General features: G+C 60.5%; 16 protein-coding genes. 1 reads left to right on the forward strand and 15 read right to left on the reverse strand.

Annotated features, from left to right (window positions below):
* Window positions 1–37 precede the first annotated feature (37 nt).
* Window positions 38–673, forward strand: coding sequence for a DUF2057 family protein (locus tag G5380_RS10700; RefSeq protein WP_421352728.1), 636 nt, complete (start codon window positions 38–40; stop codon window positions 671–673).
* 68 nt (window positions 674–741) lie between these two features.
* Here G5380_RS10700 and G5380_RS10705 read toward each other — a convergent pair whose 3' ends face one another.
* The 15 genes from G5380_RS10705 to G5380_RS10775 form a co-directional block, all read right to left on the reverse strand.
* The gene (locus G5380_RS10705) at window positions 742–1,605 is read right to left on the reverse strand and encodes an SIS domain-containing protein (RefSeq protein WP_005342915.1); all 864 of its coding nucleotides are present in this window, start codon (window positions 1,603–1,605) and stop codon (window positions 742–744) included.
* A gap of 32 nt (window positions 1,606–1,637) precedes the next feature.
* Window positions 1,638–3,086: a metalloprotease TldD gene (tldD, locus tag G5380_RS10710; RefSeq protein ID WP_421208879.1), complete on the reverse strand. Its 1,449-nt coding sequence runs from the start codon at window positions 3,084–3,086 to the stop codon at window positions 1,638–1,640.
* 133 nt (window positions 3,087–3,219) lie between these two features.
* Entirely contained in the window at window positions 3,220–4,038 is an 819-nt protein-coding gene (locus G5380_RS10715; protein ID WP_421208880.1) for a carbon-nitrogen hydrolase family protein, read from the reverse strand.
* A gap of 25 nt (window positions 4,039–4,063) precedes the next feature.
* Window positions 4,064–4,384, reverse strand: coding sequence for a Dabb family protein (locus G5380_RS10720; protein WP_421208881.1), 321 nt, complete (start codon window positions 4,382–4,384; stop codon window positions 4,064–4,066).
* Between the two features lie 34 nt (window positions 4,385–4,418).
* The gene (locus G5380_RS10725; protein ID WP_421208882.1) at window positions 4,419–8,312 is read right to left on the reverse strand and encodes a YhdP family protein; all 3,894 of its coding nucleotides are present in this window, start codon (window positions 8,310–8,312) and stop codon (window positions 4,419–4,421) included.
* Window positions 8,313–9,782, reverse strand: a complete 1,470-nt coding sequence (gene rng, locus G5380_RS10730; RefSeq protein WP_005340056.1) for a ribonuclease G — start codon at window positions 9,780–9,782, stop codon at window positions 8,313–8,315.
* A gap of 95 nt (window positions 9,783–9,877) precedes the next feature.
* On the reverse strand, window positions 9,878–10,465 hold the full coding sequence (locus G5380_RS10735; protein WP_227341517.1) for a Maf family protein: 588 nt from the start codon (window positions 10,463–10,465) through the stop codon (window positions 9,878–9,880).
* Window positions 10,466–10,467: 2 nt separating this feature from the next.
* The gene (gene mreD / locus G5380_RS10740; protein WP_270905491.1) at window positions 10,468–10,953 is read right to left on the reverse strand and encodes a rod shape-determining protein MreD; all 486 of its coding nucleotides are present in this window, start codon (window positions 10,951–10,953) and stop codon (window positions 10,468–10,470) included.
* Window positions 10,953–11,846 carry a rod shape-determining protein MreC gene (gene mreC, locus G5380_RS10745; protein ID WP_005342907.1) on the reverse strand — a complete coding sequence of 298 codons (894 nt, stop codon included), beginning with the start codon at window positions 11,844–11,846 and terminating at the stop codon, window positions 10,953–10,955. Before mreC ends, mreD begins: the two co-directional genes overlap by 1 nt.
* Before the next feature lie 42 nt (window positions 11,847–11,888).
* The gene (locus G5380_RS10750; RefSeq protein ID WP_005340051.1) at window positions 11,889–12,929 is read right to left on the reverse strand and encodes a rod shape-determining protein; all 1,041 of its coding nucleotides are present in this window, start codon (window positions 12,927–12,929) and stop codon (window positions 11,889–11,891) included.
* Window positions 12,930–13,133: 204 nt separating this feature from the next.
* Window positions 13,134–16,790 (reverse strand): DUF6701 domain-containing protein, encoded by a 3,657-nt coding sequence (locus G5380_RS10755; RefSeq protein WP_421208884.1) that lies wholly within the window; start codon window positions 16,788–16,790, stop codon window positions 13,134–13,136.
* Complete coding sequence (locus tag G5380_RS10760) at window positions 16,787–17,212, reverse strand: MSHA biogenesis protein MshP (protein WP_144716014.1); 426 nt, start codon at window positions 17,210–17,212, stop codon at window positions 16,787–16,789. The genes G5380_RS10755 and G5380_RS10760 overlap by 4 nt, the downstream gene beginning before the upstream one ends.
* A gap of 37 nt (window positions 17,213–17,249) precedes the next feature.
* Window positions 17,250–18,179 (reverse strand): PilW family protein, encoded by a 930-nt coding sequence (locus tag G5380_RS10765; protein ID WP_421208885.1) that lies wholly within the window; start codon window positions 18,177–18,179, stop codon window positions 17,250–17,252.
* A complete protein-coding gene (locus G5380_RS10770; RefSeq protein ID WP_106844145.1) occupies window positions 18,179–18,739 on the reverse strand; it encodes a prepilin-type N-terminal cleavage/methylation domain-containing protein in 561 nt (186 codons plus the stop codon). Before G5380_RS10770 ends, G5380_RS10765 begins: the two co-directional genes overlap by 1 nt.
* Window positions 18,726–19,214, reverse strand: coding sequence for a type II secretion system protein (locus G5380_RS10775; protein WP_128834795.1), 489 nt, complete (start codon window positions 19,212–19,214; stop codon window positions 18,726–18,728). The genes G5380_RS10770 and G5380_RS10775 overlap by 14 nt, the downstream gene beginning before the upstream one ends.
* Between the last annotated feature and the right edge of the window lie 33 nt (window positions 19,215–19,247).

Genomic DNA, 19,247 nt, shown 5'->3' on the forward strand with positions numbered 1-19,247 from the left:
GTTGCCGGCCTGCGGGCCGGCTCCTTCATGGAGTCTTATGATGGCACGATCCTCCCTGCTCTCTCCCCTACTATTATCCCCCCTGTTTGCCCTGCTGCTCAGCGTACCGGCCACGGCCGCCCGACTGGAGCTGGCCGATACCCTCACCCTGCTCGCTTCGCCACAGGGCAAACCCTCGGCCTTCACCCGGACCATTGAGCTCCCGGCGGGAGAGTCCCGACTGCTGGTGCGCTTTGACAGCCCAAGTGACCCTCGCTCCACCAACGAGAGCCAGGGACGCGTGACCTCGGCTCCTCTGCTGGTTACCCTTACAGCACCATCACAAGGGACGCTGCAACTGACCACCCCGGTGCTGACCAGCCCCTCGGTTATCCGCCGGTTTGCCGCCAGCCCGGCCCTGCGGCTGAGTGACGACAAGGGCACCTCACAGCCGCTGACACTACAAGCCCTGCCACGCAGCCGGGATGGACTGGGCACCGATTACCAGGCCCTGCTGGCGAGCCATACGCCAACAGTGAGCTCGGCCCCCATTTTCGCAACACAAGCCGCAACTGCCGCTCATACAGCTTCTGCACTTACGCCGGAGCAGGCGGATGCCACCCTGCGGGAACTCTATCTGGCGGCCGATGCCAAGCGGCGTAAAGCCTTTATCCGCTGGGCCCTTGACCTCTAGCAGACAACAAAAAACCACCTGTTCAGGTGGTTTTTTGTTGTACGGATGATGCAGAGGCAGAGCCGACCTCACTCCTTGTTGAGTCGGTCGATGGCATCCCGGGTACCGTCAATCAGTGCCCAGGCTCGCTCGTCTCTGCGCTGCACCAGGCCGAGGAACAGGATGTCGGTAATGGTGTTCTGGGCGGTACGTGAGGAGATGGAAGAGATACGCAACTCGTTCTCCTCCGCCACCGTATCCAGCACCATGTCGGCCATCTGGCGCAACTGGGTTTGCCGGAACGAAGTCACGGCAATCAGGGTGGCACCATTGCGCTTGGCCAGCTCGGCCGCCGCCAGCACATCACGGCTGGCGCCAGAATAGGAGATGACCAGCTGTACATCACCCGGCCCCAGGGTCTGGGCGATGGAGATCTGCACATGGCTATCCTGGGCAAACAGGGTAGTTACGCCGATCTTGAGCAACTTGTACCAGAGATCCTTGGCAGTCAGTGCCGAACCGCCAATCCCCACCAGCTGTACCCGCCCGGCGCCATCTATGGTATCGAGTACCTGCTTCAGCAGAGCACTGTCGAGGGCCTGAGTGGTCTCGACGATGGAGTTGATCTTCTCCTGCGCCAGCTTCTTGGCCATGGTCTCCAGATCATCGTCCCGCCCGATGCCATTGTAGAGATCACCGACATTGTCGGTCTTGATGGCATGCTTGCGCCCCAGATCCTCGCTAACCGCCAGCTTGAAGGCGGTGAAGCCCTTGAACCCGATCTTCTGGGTGAACTTCACTATGCTCGACTGGCTCACCTCCGCCTGCTGGGCCAGCTCCTGGGAGGAGAAGCGAGTCACCTGCTCCGGGCAGGAGAGGATGTAATCGGCAATCTTGAGCTCGCTGGGAGAGAGCTGGCTCCGGATATTGGATATTTTCGACAGGGTAAGCATGGTTTCTCTCTGTTCTTGTTCTGCGTCGAGGCTTACTGGGTGCCACCCACGGTGAGCTGATCCAGCTTGAGGGTGGGCTGGCCGACACCGACTGGCACGCTCTGCCCCTCCTTGCCGCAGATGCCAACCCCGCGATCCAGCGCAAGGTCGCTACCCACCATGGAGACCTGGCTCATCGCCTCGGGGCCGTTGCCGATCAGGGTCGCGCCCTTGATGGGGGCAGTGATCTTGCCATCCTCGATGAGATAAGCCTCGGAGGCGGAGAAGACAAACTTGCCGGAGGTGATGTCCACCTGACCGCCGCCGAAGTTGGGGGCATAGATCCCCTTCTTCACCGAGGCGATGATCTCGGCCGGATCATACTGACCCGCCAGCATATAGGTGTTGGTCATGCGCGGCATCGGCATGGCGGCGTAGGATTCGCGGCGCCCGTTGCCGGTGAGCGGCACGCCCATCAAACGGGCATTCTGCTTGTCCTGCAGGTAACCCTTGAGAATGCCATTCTCGATCAGCACGTTGTAGCCACCCGGTGTCCCCTCGTCATCGATGGAGACGGAGCCGCGTCGACCCGGCAGGGTGCCGTCATCGACGATGGTACAGTGTTTGGAAGCCACCTGCTCGCCGATGCGGCCGGCAAACGCGGAAGATCCCTTGCGGTTGAAATCCCCCTCCAGACCATGACCCACCGCCTCGTGCAGCAGCACGCCAGGCCAGCCGGAGCCCAACACCACTGGCATGGTACCGGCTGGCGCGTCGATGGCCTCCAGATTGACCAGTGCCTGACGCACCGCTTCACGCACATAACCAAAGGCGCGGCTCTCCAGCCCGTCCAGTTCGAGGAACCAGTCGTAACCAAAGCGCCCGCCGCCACCGGCACTGCCACGCTCGCGGCGCTCACCCTTCTCGGCGATCACGGTCACCGACAGACGCACCAGCGGGCGCACATCCGCGGCCAGGGTGCCATCGGTGGCGGCCACCAGCACCTCTTCGTAAACGCCGCTGATGGAGGCCATCACCTGATTGATGGCGGGATCCAGACTTCTGGCGAACTTGTCCATCTGCTCCAGCAGGGCAATCTTCTGGTGCTTGTCGAGGGTCTGCAGCGGATCCATGGCCGGATAGAGCAGGTTTGCGGAGGTTCTGGCCCACGCCTTCACCTTGCCGTGAGCACCGGCAGCGGCGATGCCACGAGCAGCAGTCACCGACTGTTGCAGCGCCAGCAGGCTCAGCTCGTCCGAGTAGGCGAAGCCGGTCTTCTCGCCGCTGACGGCGCGCACCCCGACACCCTGATCGATGTTGTAGCTGCCATCCTTGACGATGCCATCTTCCAGCATCCAGGACTCGTGCCAGCTGCGCTGGAAATAGAGATCGCCGAACTCGACCTGATGGCTCATCAGGCTGCCGAGCAACTGCTGCAGGCGCCCTTCGTCGAGGTCGTTCGGGGCCAACAGGGAGGCACTAACCTGGCTCAATAGACTCAATCTTCTTCTCCACTCTCGTAACGAGCTGTTTTAAATCGTCTTGCCGACGGGTTGGCAACAAGCCACACCATCACAACAAACGGGCATGCTCCAGCACGGGCAAACGGCTGCGTTTCAATTTTTCACCACACCATCAGAGCAAACGGGCGTGTTGCAGCACTGGCATGGTGCGTTTCAATTCGTCGATAAGCCCGGGCTCCATCTTCGCCAGCACTGTGCCGCCCCCGGACTCTTTGCTCGCCAGCACTCGACCCCAGGGGTCGATCACCATGCTGTGGCCCCAGGTCTGGCGCCCCGTATCGTGAGTGCCGCCCTGATTGGCAGCGACTACGTAGCACTGGTTTTCGATGGCGCGGGCCCGCAGCAGCGGCTCCCAGTGCGCCTCGCCGGTCACGGCGGTAAAGGCGGCAGGCACCAGCAGCACGCGGGCACCGGCACGGGCCAACTGGCGGTAGAGCTCGGGAAAGCGCAGATCATAACAGATCGAGAGGCCGAGGGGACCAAAGGGAGAGTCCACCACCACAGGCCACTCGCCGGGGCTGAATGTCTCCGACTCACGGTAGCGACCGTGATTGTCCGCCACATCCACGTCGAACAGGTGGATCTTGTGGTAGTGGCCCCTGAGCTCACCGCTGGGGTCAAACACCAGCGAGCTGGTGTGGATATGGTCGGAATCGGCGATGGTGGTCGGCATTCTTGTCGGCATAGCCCCGGCCACCAGCCAGATGCCATAATCGCGGGCCCATTCAGCCAGTTGCTGCTGGATCGGGCCCTCACCTATGGCCTCGGCCCCATCCAGATAACCCTGCCGTTCGCCAAACAGGGCAAAGTTTTCCGGCAGCAGCACCAGCAGCGGCCGCTCTTTGGGCAAGGCCGCCAGTTCGGCGGCGATCTGCTCCCGGTTATCCTGCCAGTGACGGCCAGATACCAGCTGTATTGCGGCTAACCACATGACGTTCTCCTTGTCGCTTGAGCCATCAGACGGTGACAGCATCCCCCGCCTGCAGGGTGTAATCCAGCACTATGATGCGCTCCAGCACCGGGCGGAAGATGGCCTTGAGGGCATCGTGATCCGGATGGGGCAGATAGCGCTGGCGGGCCGCTTCGTCGGCGAAGGTCATCAGCACGCTGTGGGTAAACCCCTCGGCTCGCCCCTCCGGGCTGTCATCCCGACCCCACTCCACAGCGATCACGCCGCTGACCTGATGGGGAATGGCGAGAAAAGCGTTACGCACCGCATCTATCTGGGCAAACTGGGTGCCCGGTTTGAAGGCGATCAGCAGGATATGTCGGATCATGGCTCACTCCTTGTGATGGTGCCGGGCCGCTCGTTCAGCGCTGAGCGGGCCCCGCGTGTTTGGGGCTCAGCAGGAAAGGGGTCACCTCTTGGGTCGGCAGGCTGGGGGCAACGGCGTCAACCGCCTCTTTCTGCTGCTGGTTGAGCTTGATGCGCGCGCGATCGCGCCCCGCCTCGATCAGCTTGGGTGCGTCGAGCGGGCCCGAGATGCGAAAATCGATGCGGGTCACCACATCCACCACCGGCTCCAGCAGTTTGGAGAGGGCCAGCACATAGAGACCCGTGACCGGCGTGATGGAGAAAGCCGCCACCACCGGCAGGGTGCCCCCCAGATTGGGGGAGAAACTCAGCTCGTAGTCGAGCCGCCAGCGCACCAGATCGGCGATCCCCTCGCCGCGCAGGTTGCCTGCCGCCCCCTTCATATAGAAATCATCGTTGCTGACCTGCCCCTGCTTGATGGTGGCAGAGGCGGACATGGATTCGAAGTAGAAGCCCTTGTCGAACACATCGCGAAAATCGAGGCGCAGTTTGCGCAGCAGGGAATCGAGGCTGAGCAGGGAGAGCAGTCGCGCCCCCTTGTCGTTGACCTCCCGCAGGGTGCCGCCCTCCAGCTGATAGTTGGCACTGCCCCCCAGAGTCGGCAGGCTCGGGCGATAGGGCACATCCTGCCAGTTCAGATCAAAAGCGAGGGAGCCGGGGGCATCGCCGATGGGCGAGGTGTAGCCGAGCCGCTTGAGCAGCAGCTCGCTGTTGTTGCTGGTCAGCTTGCCACGGGCGCGGGTCTCCATCTGGTTGCCATCGGCCAACCAGTCGACGCTGCCGGTGAGCTGACTACCTGCCAGCCGCATATCCAGTCCCTTGAGGGTCACCTTGTTGGCGCCGGGCACCAGCTCCCCTTTCACTTCGCCGAGCGGCAATGCGCCAAAGCGGCAATCGACGCAGCTGAATGTCAGCCAGGGGATGGAGGCCATGATGGCGTTATCCTGCCTGGCATCGGGGTCCGGACTGAGATCCGAACTCTTGCCGGACCAGTAGATGCGGGCAAACTTGGCATCCACCGGGCGATTGGCTACTGCAGGCAGGCGGATCACCCCCATCACGTCGGGGCTGTCGATCATCACTTCGGTCGCCTGATTGGTCGGCCCCACGGTGAAACGCGCCGCCTTGAGGGTGGCACTGCCGATATAGGCGCGAGCCAGCTGTCCATCCACCCACCACTCCTGCGGCAGGAAGGCGGGGCCGACCACCGCATTGCCGGTCTGGTTCTGCGCTGGCAACCACTGCTTGAGTCGCGCCAGCCAGCCGCCCACATCGGCCTCCTGCTGGTTGATGGCGAGCAGCATGGGGGCATCGCGCATTACCCGGGCGCCCGGCTGGCCCACATCAACTCGCACCCGGCTGAGATAAGGTACCCCTTCGCCGTAGACCAGTCGGGTCTGCATATCCACATCAGCCCCCAGTACGGCACGAATGTCGGCGCTGCCATCCCGGCCACGGGCGATCACCTTGAGCGGCAGCCGGCTGGCACTGCTCTTGGCCAGCGGCAGCGGCAGATCCAGCCCCATCCCCTGCAGGTTGGAGTCGAGCGCCAGCTGGAAGCTGAATGGCTTGCTCTCGGGCAAGGTCAGCCCGAGCTTGCCACCCCAGTTACTGCGGCCGTTGAGAATGCCGAATGAAGAGATGGCGGCGGGCTGGCGGCGGCTATCCCACTGCCCCTTGAAATCGAGGTCGACCTGATAGTGATCCGGATGCTGGCGCCCCTGATAGTCGAGGGTCAGCGGCTGGTTCCACAGGCTCGCCTTGAGGTTGCTGAAGCGGGTCTGTTCGTTGTCATATTCGAGGCGCCCCTGCACCTTCTCCAGCGGCAGGTCCAGACTGGCGACCCGCACCTTGTTGTTGCTGAAGGTGGCATCACCGCTCGCCTTCACCTCGCTCTCGCCATCGAGAGGAATATCGAGCTTGACCGAACCGGCCATCGGGCCGCGGATCTCGATCTCTCGCAGCGCCTGACCTACCGAACTGCCCAGCGGGGAGTCCTGCAGGTAGTCGCTGATGGCCTTGCCCTCCCCCTGCACCTTGGCATCCACATAGAGGTGGGCGCCGGGGGAGAGATCCGGGATCCAGGCATGCACCGAGTCGGAGCTCGCCTTGCCGAGTTTGGTGGATCGGCTGCGCATATCGAGACCGGCATTCTGGAACAAGAGATCGATCTGCAGGTCGGTAAGCGGTTGCCAACCGGGGAAGAACTCGTAGGTGGCCTGCTCCAGCGGCACCGCCACCTGGAAGATGCCCTTGCCGTTGTCGTAGGGGAAATCCCGAAACTCCCCATACCAGAGCAGGTCGGCCCCCTTGGCCTTGCCCCCCTTGATGGCGCCGCTCAGGTAATCCACCAGCCCCTTGTCCATCGCCTGCAGCGGGAAGTAGCGATCCGCATGGCCCGCATTCTTCACATCGATGCGACCGGTCAGGGCGAGGAAAGGGTGCTCGAACAGATCGAGGCGGAAACGGCTGGCCAGGGTCAGATCCGGGTTATCCAGCGCGATATCCTGACCGTAGAGCACCCAGCCCTGTTCCTCGCGCCACCAGTCGAGGCGGGCCGAGAAGTTGTCGACCGGGATCGGCATCTTGAAGTGACGGGCGGGATCCACCTTGTCGTTCGCCAGCGCCAGTCTGGCGCTACCACCGGTCGGGGTAAGCCAGAACTCGCCGTTGAGATCCTGCATTCCGGGTATATCTTGCCAGGCCTTGAGGCGCACCTTGCTGAAGCGGCCACTGAAGGAGAGATCCTGCCAGTCGGCATTGGTCAGCAGCGTCAGATCCTGCACCGCCCCCTGCGGATTGGTCTGGCGCAGGGTCTCGCAGAGTGTGGGGTAGAGCGCCGAGACCAGCTGACTGATCTGGGTGATCTTGTCGAACTCTATGCTGGGCAGATAGCCCTGCACCCGATCCCCGACCCGCTCCAGCTGCAAGCGGCTCTGCAACCAGGGTTTGCCGTCCAGCTTGAAGGTGACGTTATGGCTGGCCAGTTGCCAGTCGGTGCCCTCACGGCGCAGCTGGATCTTGCCGCCATCGAGGCCGAAGCGGTGCATCTCCCCTTTCTTGGGATCCTTCCAGATCAGGTAGTTGTTGCCAAACGCCAGCAGGGTATTGCCCAGCTTGCCGCTGTCAAACTCGCTCCAGAGCTGGAAGTCGAGCTGACCGGTAACCCTGGGTTCACCAGCATGGATCCTGGCCAGGGTCGGGGTGATATCGAGCTGGCGGGCCCCCAGATAGAGCTGCCCCTTGAGGCGATCGAGTCGATCTTGCGGCGTATCTACATCGAGTATCAGATCGAGGGTGCTCTCGCCCACCCCGTTGATGAGATAGGCCTTGCCGACCCCCTGATGGCGCTTGCCCCTGTTCTGCCAGCGCAGATGGGCGATATCGAGCGCCCGCATGTCACCGAGCGCAGTAGTGACACTGAGGCGTGTATCGTGCACATCGAAGGTGGAGAGCTGGGTCAGCAGAAAGCGCAGCAGGGCACCCTGCTGGGGATCGCCGGAGGGGCTGTCGTCAGCCGGTTGGCTGAAGTCGAGAGTGATATCGCCATCGCTCAGGATCAGCTCGCCAAAGACCGGCTTGAGCTGGTTGAGGGTGCGCCAGAAGTCTAGATGCACCCAGGCCTTGCCGAGCTTGATGGTATAGCGCTTGGAGTCGGGGGCGACGGCGAGCTGTTGCAGCTCGAGGGCCGGGCCAGACTGTGTCCAGCTCAGCCCAATCTGATCGACGCTGACCTTGATTTGCGAATCGCCGAGCAGAGAGTTGATAAGGCTCTCCCGGTACTGATTCAGCAAAGGGCCTCCGACCCGTACCAGGGTGACCAGCATGGCCAGCAGTACGAACAGAACCCCCAGGGCCAACCAGCCCCGACTCAGCCAGCGATAGACCAATTACATCATCACCACGTCGAACTGCTCCTGACCACAGAGGGGTTCGCTCACTACCCGCACCTGTTTGCCGATAAACACTTCCAGCTCCGCCAGACTGTGGGACTCCTCGCCATGGAGGTAGTCGGCCACGGCAGGGGCTGCGTAGACGGTGAACTGATCCGCATCGTAGGCACGATTGACCCGGATGATCTCCCGCAGGATCTCGAAGCAGACCGACTCCACCGTCTTGACCCGGCCGCGCCCTTTGCACTCGGGGCACTCGGAGCAGAGCACATGCTCCAGACTCTCGCGGGTGCGCTTGCGGGTCATCTCTACCAGACCCAGCTGGGAGAAGCCGTTGACGTTGGTCTTGGCGCGGTCCTTGGACAGCGCCTGCTCCAGACTGTGCAGCACCCGGCGGCGGTGATCTTCCGACTGCATGTCGATGAAGTCGATGATGATGATGCCGCCGAGATTGCGCAGGCGCAGATGACGGGCGATGGCCGCCGTCGCCTCGACGTTGGTATTGAAGATGGTCTCTTCCAGATTGCGGTGGCCGACAAAGGCGCCGGTGTTGATATCCACCGTGGTCATGGCTTCGGTCTGGTCGATGATGAGGTAGCCGCCGGATTTCAGCTCCACCTTGCGCTCCAGCGCCCGCTGGATCTCGTTCTCCACGTCATAGAGATCGAAGATGGGCGACTCGCCGGGATAGTACTCCAGCTTGCTGGCCAGCTCAGGCACGTACTCTTCGGTGAAGCGCTTGAGCTGATCGAAGCTCTGGCGCGAGTCGACGCGGATCTTGTCGAGTTCTGCACCGACGAAATCGCGCACCACCCGAAAGGCCAGACTGGGATCCTCGTAGAGGATCTTGCAGGGGGGATACTTCTGCTTGCGCTCGAGGATCTTGCGCCACAGCCGCTTCAGGAAGGCGGCATCCTGCTCCAGCTCCTGCTCCCCCACCCCTTCGGCGGCGGTACGGATGATGTAGCCACCCAGCTCATCCACATAACCGGCCACGGTGCGCTTGAGGCGTTCCCGCTCCGCTTCGGACTCGATTCGCTGGGAGACGCCGACGTGAGCGCTGCCCGGCATAAAGACCAGATAGCGGGAAGGCAAGGTGATATCGGTAGTGAGACGGGCACCCTTGGTACCCAGCGGGTCTTTCACCACCTGCACCATGATGTCCTGCCCCTGACGCACCAGCTCGGCGATATTGCCGACCTGGAACTGCTCCTTCTCCTTCACCGCCACACACTCGGTATGGGGCACAATATCGGAGGCGTGCAAAAAGGCCGCCTTGTCCATGCCGATATCGACGAAGGCTGCCTGCATGCCAGGGAGCACCCGGCTTATCTTGCCTTTGTAGATGTTGCCGACAATGCCGCGTTTGGCCTGACGCTCTACATGCACTTCCTGCAGCAGACCGTTTTCGACCAGAGCGACCCGGGTTTCGGAGGGGGTAACGTTAACCAGCAGTTCTACCGACATAACTAACCTTGCCTGTTCCAGTTTTGAATTCTTATACAGCCAATCCGGTACAACGCGCGCAAGGAAGAACGCAGCAGAGCACAGCTGACGGAAAATTACTTGTGTTGTTCCAGATGCTGCTTGATCAATAGATCCGTCTCCAGCAGCGGCAGGCCGACCACGGCGCTGTAGCTCCCTTCGATACGGCTGACAAACTTGCCGGCAATACCCTGAATGCCGTAGGCCCCGGCCTTGTCACAGGGCTCGCCGGTTTGCCAGTAAGCCTCGATCTCGGCCTCGTCCAGCTTGCGAAACGCCACGTTGGTGGTGACCAGTCGCACGTCACAACGCTCGGGGCTGGCCAGCGCCACCGCGGTCATCACCTGATGCACCTTGCCGGAGAGCGCCTCCAGCATATCCTTGGCATCGAGCAGATCGGACGGTTTTTCCAGCACCCTATCCCCCAGCACCACTATGGTGTCGGCCCCCAGCACCGGCAACGCTGTCGGCGCACACGCCACACCCGCCATCGCCTTGTCGCGAGCGAGACGACAGACATAATCTTGCGGCTTCTCCCCCTCTTCCCGTTGCTCCGGTACATCCAGTTTCAGCACATCAAAACGATAGCCAAGCTGGGTCAGCAGTTCGCGACGACGGGGAGAACCCGAGGCGAGATAGAGTTGCAGTTCGTTGTTTTTGCTCATATTTACCTGATATTGAAGCGGCGCCGCACCTTGCGCAGCACCAGAAATACCCAGGGCCATATTAGCATCGTCGTCAACATCGACCAAAAGTAGGCGAAGTTGAGGCTGGCCCGGCTGAACAGGTGCTCGGCCCAGAACACCGTCAGCTTGCCCACCAGCGACAGCCCACCGATGATCAGGGCCTGTTGCCAGAGGGAAAAGTTGCGGATCTTCTGGAACTGGAAGGCGGCCAGATAGGTAGTGATGGCCATCGCCATCGCCCGCACGCCGAGGGTGCTGCCAAGCAGCACATCCAGCAGCAGGCCGGCCACCCAGGCGGTGCCGACATTGGCCCGGTGCGGCAAGGCCAGTGCCCAGTAAATGAGCACCATGGCCAGCCAGTCCGGACGGAAGGGGTCAAATTCGAAAGGAAGCGGCAGGATCGACAGGCTCAAGGCCAGCAGGATCGAGATCCAGATCCAGATCCTGCCGCTGGCGGGTTCTAGCATCAGCGAGTGGCTCCAGCGGCGGAGGCAGCCGTTGCCACCCGTTCGCCATTCTCATCATCATGTACTTCGGGTTTCTTGTCGGTCCACAGCAGCAGCAGATAACGCAGCCGATCCAGCTCTACCAGCGGCTTGGCCTCGACCTGGGCGAAGGGCTTGCCCTCCACATATTCGGATCGGGTCACGGTCGCCACCGGATAACCTTCCGGGAAACGGCCACCCAGACCCGAGGTGACGAGCAGATCCCCCACCTGAATATCGGTGTTGCGCGGCAGGTTGCGCAGCTCCAGCTTGTCGAGCTCGCCACTGCCGGAGGCGATGGCGCGCAAGTCGTTGCGCAGCACCCGCACCGGAATACCGTGGCTGGAGTCGGTGATCAGCAGCACGCGACTGGTGGTGGAGCCCACGTGGAGCACCTGACCAATCACCCCCTGATCGTTGATCACCGCCTGACCGTTATAGACGCCATCCAGCGCCCCCTTGTTGATCAGCACCTGATGGCTGAAGGGGTCGGAATCCACCGACAGCAGCTCAGCCACCATCTTGCGGGACTCTTTGTGCACCGGTGAACCCAGCAGCTCGCGCAGACGCTGGTTCTCGTGCTCCAGATGATCCATCTTGAGCAGGCGAGAGCGCAGGGTAAACAGCTGTTGCTCCTGCTGCTTGGTCTGCTCGATGAGATCGGCACGGGTCTGCACCTGGGTCGACATGGTGTCGAGCAGGGTACCGGGCGCATTGGCCATGTATTGCAGGGGACTGACTAACGAACTGAGGTAGACGCGGACATGGGTAAACACACCGAAGCGGGAATCCGCGACGATGGCAGCGATGGAGATGATGACGGCGAGAAACAACCGTAACTGAAGCGAAGGGCCTCTACCAAAAATGGGTTTCATGGGTCGTCAAAAAAGAGCCGGCACGCTGGCCGGCTTTGGGTCTTATTCGTAGTGGAACAGATCGCCACCGTGCATATCGATCAGCTCCAGCGCCTTGCCGCCGCCACGGGCCACACAGGTGAGGGGATCTTCGGCCACGACGACAGGAATGCCGGTCTCTTCCATCAGCAGACGGTCGATATCTTTCAGCAGCGCACCACCACCGGTTAGCACCATGCCGCGCTCGGAGATGTCGGATGCCAGTTCCGGCGGAGACTGTTCCAGCGCAACCATCACGGCAGCCACGATACCGGACAGCGGCTCTTGCAGCGCTTCCAGGATCTCGTTGGAGTTGAGGGTAAAGCTGCGCGGCACACCTTCAGCCAGGTTGCGACCACGTACTTCAATCTCGCGCACCTCTTCGCCCGGGTAGGCGGAGCCGATCTCGTGCTTGATGCGCTCGGCAGTAGCTTCACCGATCAGGCTGCCGTAGTTGCGACGGACGTAGCTGATGATCGCTTCGTCAAACTTGTCGCCACCGATACGGACAGACTGGGAGTAGACCACACCGTTCAGGGAGATGATGGCCACTTCAGTGGTACCACCACCGATATCCACGACCATGGAACCGGTCGCTTCGGAGACCGGCAGGCCGGCACCGATGGCAGCGGCCATAGGCTCGTCGATCAGGTAGACCTCACGGGCACCGGCACCCAGTGCGGATTCCTTGATGGCGCGACGCTCAACCTGGGTTGAACCGCACGGTACACACACCAGCACGCGCGGGCTGGGGCGGAAATAGTTGTTGTCGTGAACCTGCTTGATGAAGTGCTGCAGCATCTTCTCGGTCACGTAGAAATCGGCGATCACGCCATCTTTCATCGGGCGGATTGCGGAAATGTTGCCCGGGGTTCGGCCCAGCATCTGCTTAGCGGCATGACCGACAGCAGCGACCGATTTGGCGTTCCCGCGCTCTTGGCGAATGGCGACAACTGAGGGTTCGTTAAGGACGATCCCTTGATCTTTTACATAGATCAGGGTGTTGGCAGTTCCCAAATCGATCGACAGATCGTTGGAAAAGACGCCTCTGAGCTTTTTGAACATGGCTACGGGAAATCCTAAGAATTTGGAGGTGCAGAAAACCGGCTAACTTTACCAATGCCCACCCCAATGGGCAAGCGCTCAAACTGTCGCCAATCAATCAGGCGCGACAAAAATGCGAGTCATCACTCACTCGCACACGCTTGCAAACACTAATAAACAAGGATTTAGGGGGATGCTGTTGAGCCATTCCTCCTTTCACATCATTCAGTGCAATACTTCGCGCCGATAAATAATTCTGTCATTACCCCGGCTGGAGCCGAAAATGGCCTCACCTTGCAGGTTGCCGTCATTGGCACTCGTTGGGTCAGACAACCAGAGGGGCTGCGACGGCTGTTTTGCCAATTCGACCTTGTAGGGGATGCGCACCGAGATGTCCGGCTTGGCAAAGTGGAACAGGATCTCCCCGTCTTTCGCCAGTGCAGCCTCCCCACCCGGTGCCGAACTGCCCAACCCCAGCTTTATCTTGCGACCCGCCCCCAGCTCCAGGTCACGGCTGGCCCCATCAAAGGTGTGACTCGGGTTGAGGAAAGTGAACCCCTGATTGGCCAAAGAGAGCTGGGTACATTGATCTTCCTTGTTTTGCAGCCAGTTGCCCGCTTCGTAATATTGCGTCTGCAGTGGAATGGCCAGCGGCGCCGAGGCCAAGCCCGCCGCCGTGCCAGCCTGCAGGCGGCCAAAATAGGCTTTCATAGGCACACTGTCTATCTGACGGGCATTACAGCCGCTGCCACTGCAGTTACCTACCACGGCATCATTGAAATTCGGGCTGGCAATCAGCGTTCTGTCACCATCGTTATCCCTCATATACAGACCAAACAACAAAGAGTTGTAGGGACCATCCGGTTGCGTGCCAGAGAGGCGCACAAACTCGCTGCTACCAGTAGTCAAGGCCGCACGGCCATTGAGCCATGGTAGCGGCTGCAGACTGCGCAAGCGGCTCGACAGGGATTTCCCATCCTTATCATTGGCAACCGAGAGATAGGCTTCGCCCTTGGCAAAGGGCCCTGTATAGTTTCGGGTCTGTACACCCGTCGTATTACGAGCTAGCACATCCAGCATGACACCAAAGGGTTGCCCCATATAGGAGAACGCATTGCAAGCCGGCACTATGTCGCCGCTCACCAGATTGAAGTCGGCAGGAATAAAACGCCCCACCGGCTGGCTCTGGGCTGATGGGATGGTGTAATTGAAGTAGCCATTGACTGGCGGCGTCACCGTCATCCGGAACACTCCCACCTCGCTCACAGTCTGGCTAAGGCTATTGACACTGTTGGTCGCTGCCACATGGTTGTAAGTAGAAGTACCCAATACGGCATTGGAGCCCGGGCTTGGTGCCACCAAGGTGCTACCCAAGCCAATGCCACTCAGCACAAAGTTGGGCGTAGTCTGATTTCCTGCGCAGATATCCCCATCATTAGCCGACTCCCAGGCCATCGCCTTGATATCTACCTGAAACGTCTCCCCCGCTTTTTTGAATACCGGGCAACTGCTGTCACCTGCCGCGCAGGCCCCTTGCGGAGGGGTAATGCACAAGCCCACCGGACGCGCTACAAACTGATCTGCGCCGAGCATCACCAGACCGGCTTCACTGCCGGTACCATCATAACGGGCATCCAGTTGCACCTTGCCCGCGTCCGGGTACTTAACCGTTATGGTCGACTGCCCCTGAGCATCGAATGCGAGGGAGAGCGGCGTTGCAGCGCCCTGACTGGCACCAATCGTACTGCTGTTGACGCTCATCTGGCTGTTATAGGGGTTACTGGTGGGGGTGATATAGCTACCCCAGAACTTGACGCTCTTGCTCTGGTTGGCAAACCCCGGCACGCACTGCCTGGTCACGTCGCTCTTCTTGACCGCCTTGATGGTCACCGTCTGCGGCTGGTTCGAGTAAGTGTCGGGCACGTCGAAGATAAATCCGCTGTCGGCAAAGGTGAGCGTACAGGCAGCCGCACTCTTGGCGCCACCGCCAACCCGACACAGGGTGGTACTCAACGGTTTGGTCGAGGGCGTCGAGCCGCTGACCCCGACGGTCACCGTACCGGCGGTATTCTGTCGCAGCGCCAGCGTGGTGGTTCCTCCGCTGAAGCTCACTTGATTGCCTCCCACCCAACCACCGCTGCTACTCGTTGCGGGTTGCAGGGTGGCAGTCACGGGTTCGGTCACCAACAGGCTGCAGTCGGCATTGGCACAGGCCCGAATGGTCAGGGTTTCAGGGTTGCAGGTCAGCGCATTGCCGCTGTGATCGAATTCGAAATGATCGATCTGGGTGCCCACTGGACTGGAACGCAGCGCACAGATCCGCACGTTATCGATCTCGTGGAAGTTGGTCACCGACCCGGTGGACCCAGTCAATGACAGCAGGAAGTTGCCCGGTACTGTCGCTTGGCCGGTCTGGCTCGTCATGTTGATTGGACCAACGAGCGTACGAAACCCGTCACCGCTATCCCGTTCGACGGTGGCCACCGAGTTGCCCGCCGTGCGAGAGTCGACCGTAATGCGATAGCGGTGGGGGCGATTGCTGTTGGTACCGCTGTCGACGGTCGGGTTGAGATTGCTGGCGGTTCCGGCCAGGTAGCGGTAACCGGAGGTACCGGAGCCGGATCCGCGAATAGATACGGCCTGCGGTCGGGAGCCGATATTATAAGACCCCCCCTCATTGGCGTAGTTGCCGTATTCGTCGATCCCGACACCAAGCCAGCCGCCCGCAAAACCACTGATCCCGGTCTTGAAACCGTATCCCAGGGGGCCACCAAACGCACCTGGTTGTGGCGTCAGGGTGGCATCCGAGAGCACCACCGCCATGCCATCCGCCCCGCTTGTGCCGGAAGTCTTGTAGGCGTATTGATCGAACTCGACCGTCACCAGGTTACCAGCCCCGGGGAAGAGGCGCTGGAAAGTGGCCGACGTGGCCTGGTTGGTGACGTTCTGGGTGAGACGCAGGCGACCATTCTGCACCGATGGCAATGTGCTGTTGTTGCGCTGAGCCACGACCCAACTGTCGGGGTTGATCTGGCTGCTTTCGAAACCGTCGACAAAACAGGTCAGCATCGGCGGAAGTACCACTTCATTGATGCTGGACTGGGCATCCATGGCCAGATAGCGGGCCGTCACCCTGCCATAGACGGTGGCATTATTGTTCATGGTGAGCTTCCCATCGGCATAGAGATAACCATAAAACGTGGTGCGGTTGTCGATCACCATGTCGTTATAGTTAACCCAGATGAGACTGCCCTGATTATTGGCATTGATATTGACCGTATTGACCAGCTTGACATCCTGATTGACGAAAATCCGGGTGGTGCCACTGCCTGAGAGACGGATGGTACCGCTGTCCAGAATCAGCTTGTCGATGAAGTAATCCCCCTCCCCCAGCACCAGGATCGCGTTGTTGCGCACTGTCAGCGTCTTGATCAGGTAGGTGCTGCGGCTGGGGAACGTCATAGTGCAGTTTTCTACCGTCATCGCACCATAAGAGGTACTGGAAGCCGTTTGCGCACCGAACGAACAGAGCTGGGTCGAATTGGAGGTGATGGCGGGAAAAGCATTATTCCCGCTCAGGGACAGCCCGCGGATATCTTTGCCAGTAACGCTACAAACCATGTAGCCGCCAGTACCATCATCGCAGCGCGGCGTATTGTTCTGATCCGGCTGGATGGAGCAGAAGTTGAGAGGCAAACCGCCGGAACCGTTGATCTTGGCGTTGTTGAGTTGGCTAAGCTGGTAGCCGCTAATCTGATGGCAAACGTTATTGTTGTTGCCATGATGCCCTTGCACCACATCCGGAAAGAGCGTGCCTGTGTCGATAGGGTCGAAGGCCCAGACATGGCCAGTAAAGAGGGCAAGCGCCCATAGCCATTTCATTGTCCGCCTCCGTCATACGCTTCAAGCATCAGAGTTCTGCTCACGGCAAAATCGGGACTCGCACTATCCAGTTCAGAGGAACCACAGGTTCCGACACTCTCGAGACGATAGCCATTAGTCACGGCACCGTTATAGGTCACCGGAATCTGAGTGCAACGCACAGCAACTTGGCACTGCACCAGACCGGTAACGCCGGTGAACGAGGGGGTCGGGCTGATCCAGTCACAACGATCCTGGGGAGATGGCGCAGCAGGCCGGTTCGGAAAAAGCTGATACAGAGCAATCTCCAGCCCGCTCTGGGCGGCCAGCAGAGCACGCACACTGCGTACCTCCACGGTATTTTTCTCGCTACTGTCGACCAGAAAACGGCCCATGGCGGCCGCCAGCAGCGCCATCACCACGATCACAAACAGGGCGATCATCAGGGCGCTACCACGCATCCGTCCTGCCGGGAGTGCATCACGGGACATTGAACACCTCGATCTTGTGGCTAAAGGTGACCGACTCCCCCTTGCGTTCGAACAAGAACCGCATGCCAAACTCCCCTTCCGCGTTGAATGCCGATGTTTCCCGATAGAAACCGCCAGCGCGGAGCGACTCTGCCATCAGCACGCCTTGCGCAGGTAAAGGAGCACCGATTGCGGCACTGGCACGAGTGAGGGTGCCCCCATCAACGCAATAACGTACCTGTTGATTGGCAAAGTAGACACGGCTACCGGGAGAGAGGCCAGCCAGACTCTCGCTATTGGTATAGCGGATCGTTTGTGCGCCGGAGACGGGCGCCAGCACATCAGCAACCCTGGCCACACAGCGGCCATATTCACAATTGCTCAGCAGCGACCCTGCACTTGGGTCAGGTACCGGGAAAACGATCATCCAGTCACCTTTGCCGACGGCTAACGGATCTGCACTCGACGGGCTGGCAGCAGAAGCCGGAGTCGCCATCACCAGCTCAAGGGTAGCCGTGCTCCCCGACATGGCACGGTTAAGTGCCAGATAGCGGCTGGAGGTGCTGATAGGCCAGAACCGCAGGCAAGCCCCCGAGTCAACCCAGGTACCATCAAGCGTCTCGATCCGCACCGATCCTGGCACCGCATCGCGCAGTTCGCGGTTAAGCCGCTCCATGGCGAAACGGGCATCGCTCATCAACTGTTCACGACTGCTGGCATCACCATAGATCTGGCTGCCGATGCCGATAAACTGGCTGGTAAATGTCGCCATGATGCCCAGCAGCAGGATCACCATCACCAGCTCGACCAGGGTAAAGCCACTGTTACCCCCAGGTTTACGGTAAGTTCGACTAGCCGCCAGACATAATCGGAAGCCGGAAGTGGTTACAGGAGCGGACTTTCGGACAGGCAGGCAACACCCGACAGCGGAACGATTCATCAGTAGTTCCCCCGGTAGAAGGAGAAGTCGAGTACGCTCTCATCCGGCAGCTTGATCTGCAGATCAATCCGCTTGCCCACAGAACAGGGTGCGGTACAACTCTTGAAGGTGCCATCGCTAAAATCGACGGCGCTGACCGCAATCCTGACCTGATAGTTGCGATACTCCTCGCCGCTGATCCCCGCCGCCGTCTGGGTAAACCAGCTGGCATCCCGCCAGTTTCCCGCAGTATCGAAGTCATCCACATCGTTATAGGCGTAGGGAGCCGGCTCACCATCGGGGCCATAACTGCCGGAGCAGGGAGCTATGTTCACCCCCGCCACCTGCTCGCCACAACGATAACGGCCACCATTATGATCCGAATGTTCATCAAACGACTTTTGCAGGATCTCGCCGGAGAGGCGCTGGGCCAGCTGGGCGGCGCGTACCTGCTGCACCGGGTCTACCGCCTGCGGCGCCTGATTGATGAGTAACCCCAATATGCCGGTCAAGGCCACCGCCAGCAGCACTATGCCAACGATCAGCTCAATCAGGGTAAAGCCGCGCTTAAGGGATCTCATGGATATACCCCTCAGACTCAATCTGGATGCGGCTGGTTTCGCGACCATCACTCACCAGCAAGGTACAACCGTTGGCACAGCTGCCTAGCGGTCTGCCCATCTGATCGAAGCGGAGTACGAAGCTTCTGTTGCTGTTCAGGGAAAGCGTGATTCCGTCAGAGGCGGTCACCAGCCGACCACGGGTGCGCAGGTTATCGGTCCAACCACTGCCCAGATCATCGCTGGCGGGACACGCCGCATAAGTACGGTGGGCAAAACGGGGAGAGGCGACCACCAGCAGGGTACAGCGGTTGGCAGGCTCATGCATATTGACGGTCTGTACCAACCGTAGACGGGTCAGCAGTTCATCACGCACAGTTTGAGTTTCAACGCCGCCTTTGCCCAGCCATTTGGGCACGACAAAGGCGGCGAGAATCCCGAGTAACAGGATCACCACAACCAGTTCAATCAGGGTAAAGCCCTTGGTTGCAGGCATGGTTTTTCTCATAGGGGGAAAGAAGAAAGCGAG

This window comes from Aeromonas sp. 604443 (genome assembly GCF_049170315.1).
In the GTDB taxonomy this organism is placed as follows: domain Bacteria; phylum Pseudomonadota; class Gammaproteobacteria; order Enterobacterales; family Aeromonadaceae; genus Aeromonas; species Aeromonas veronii_A.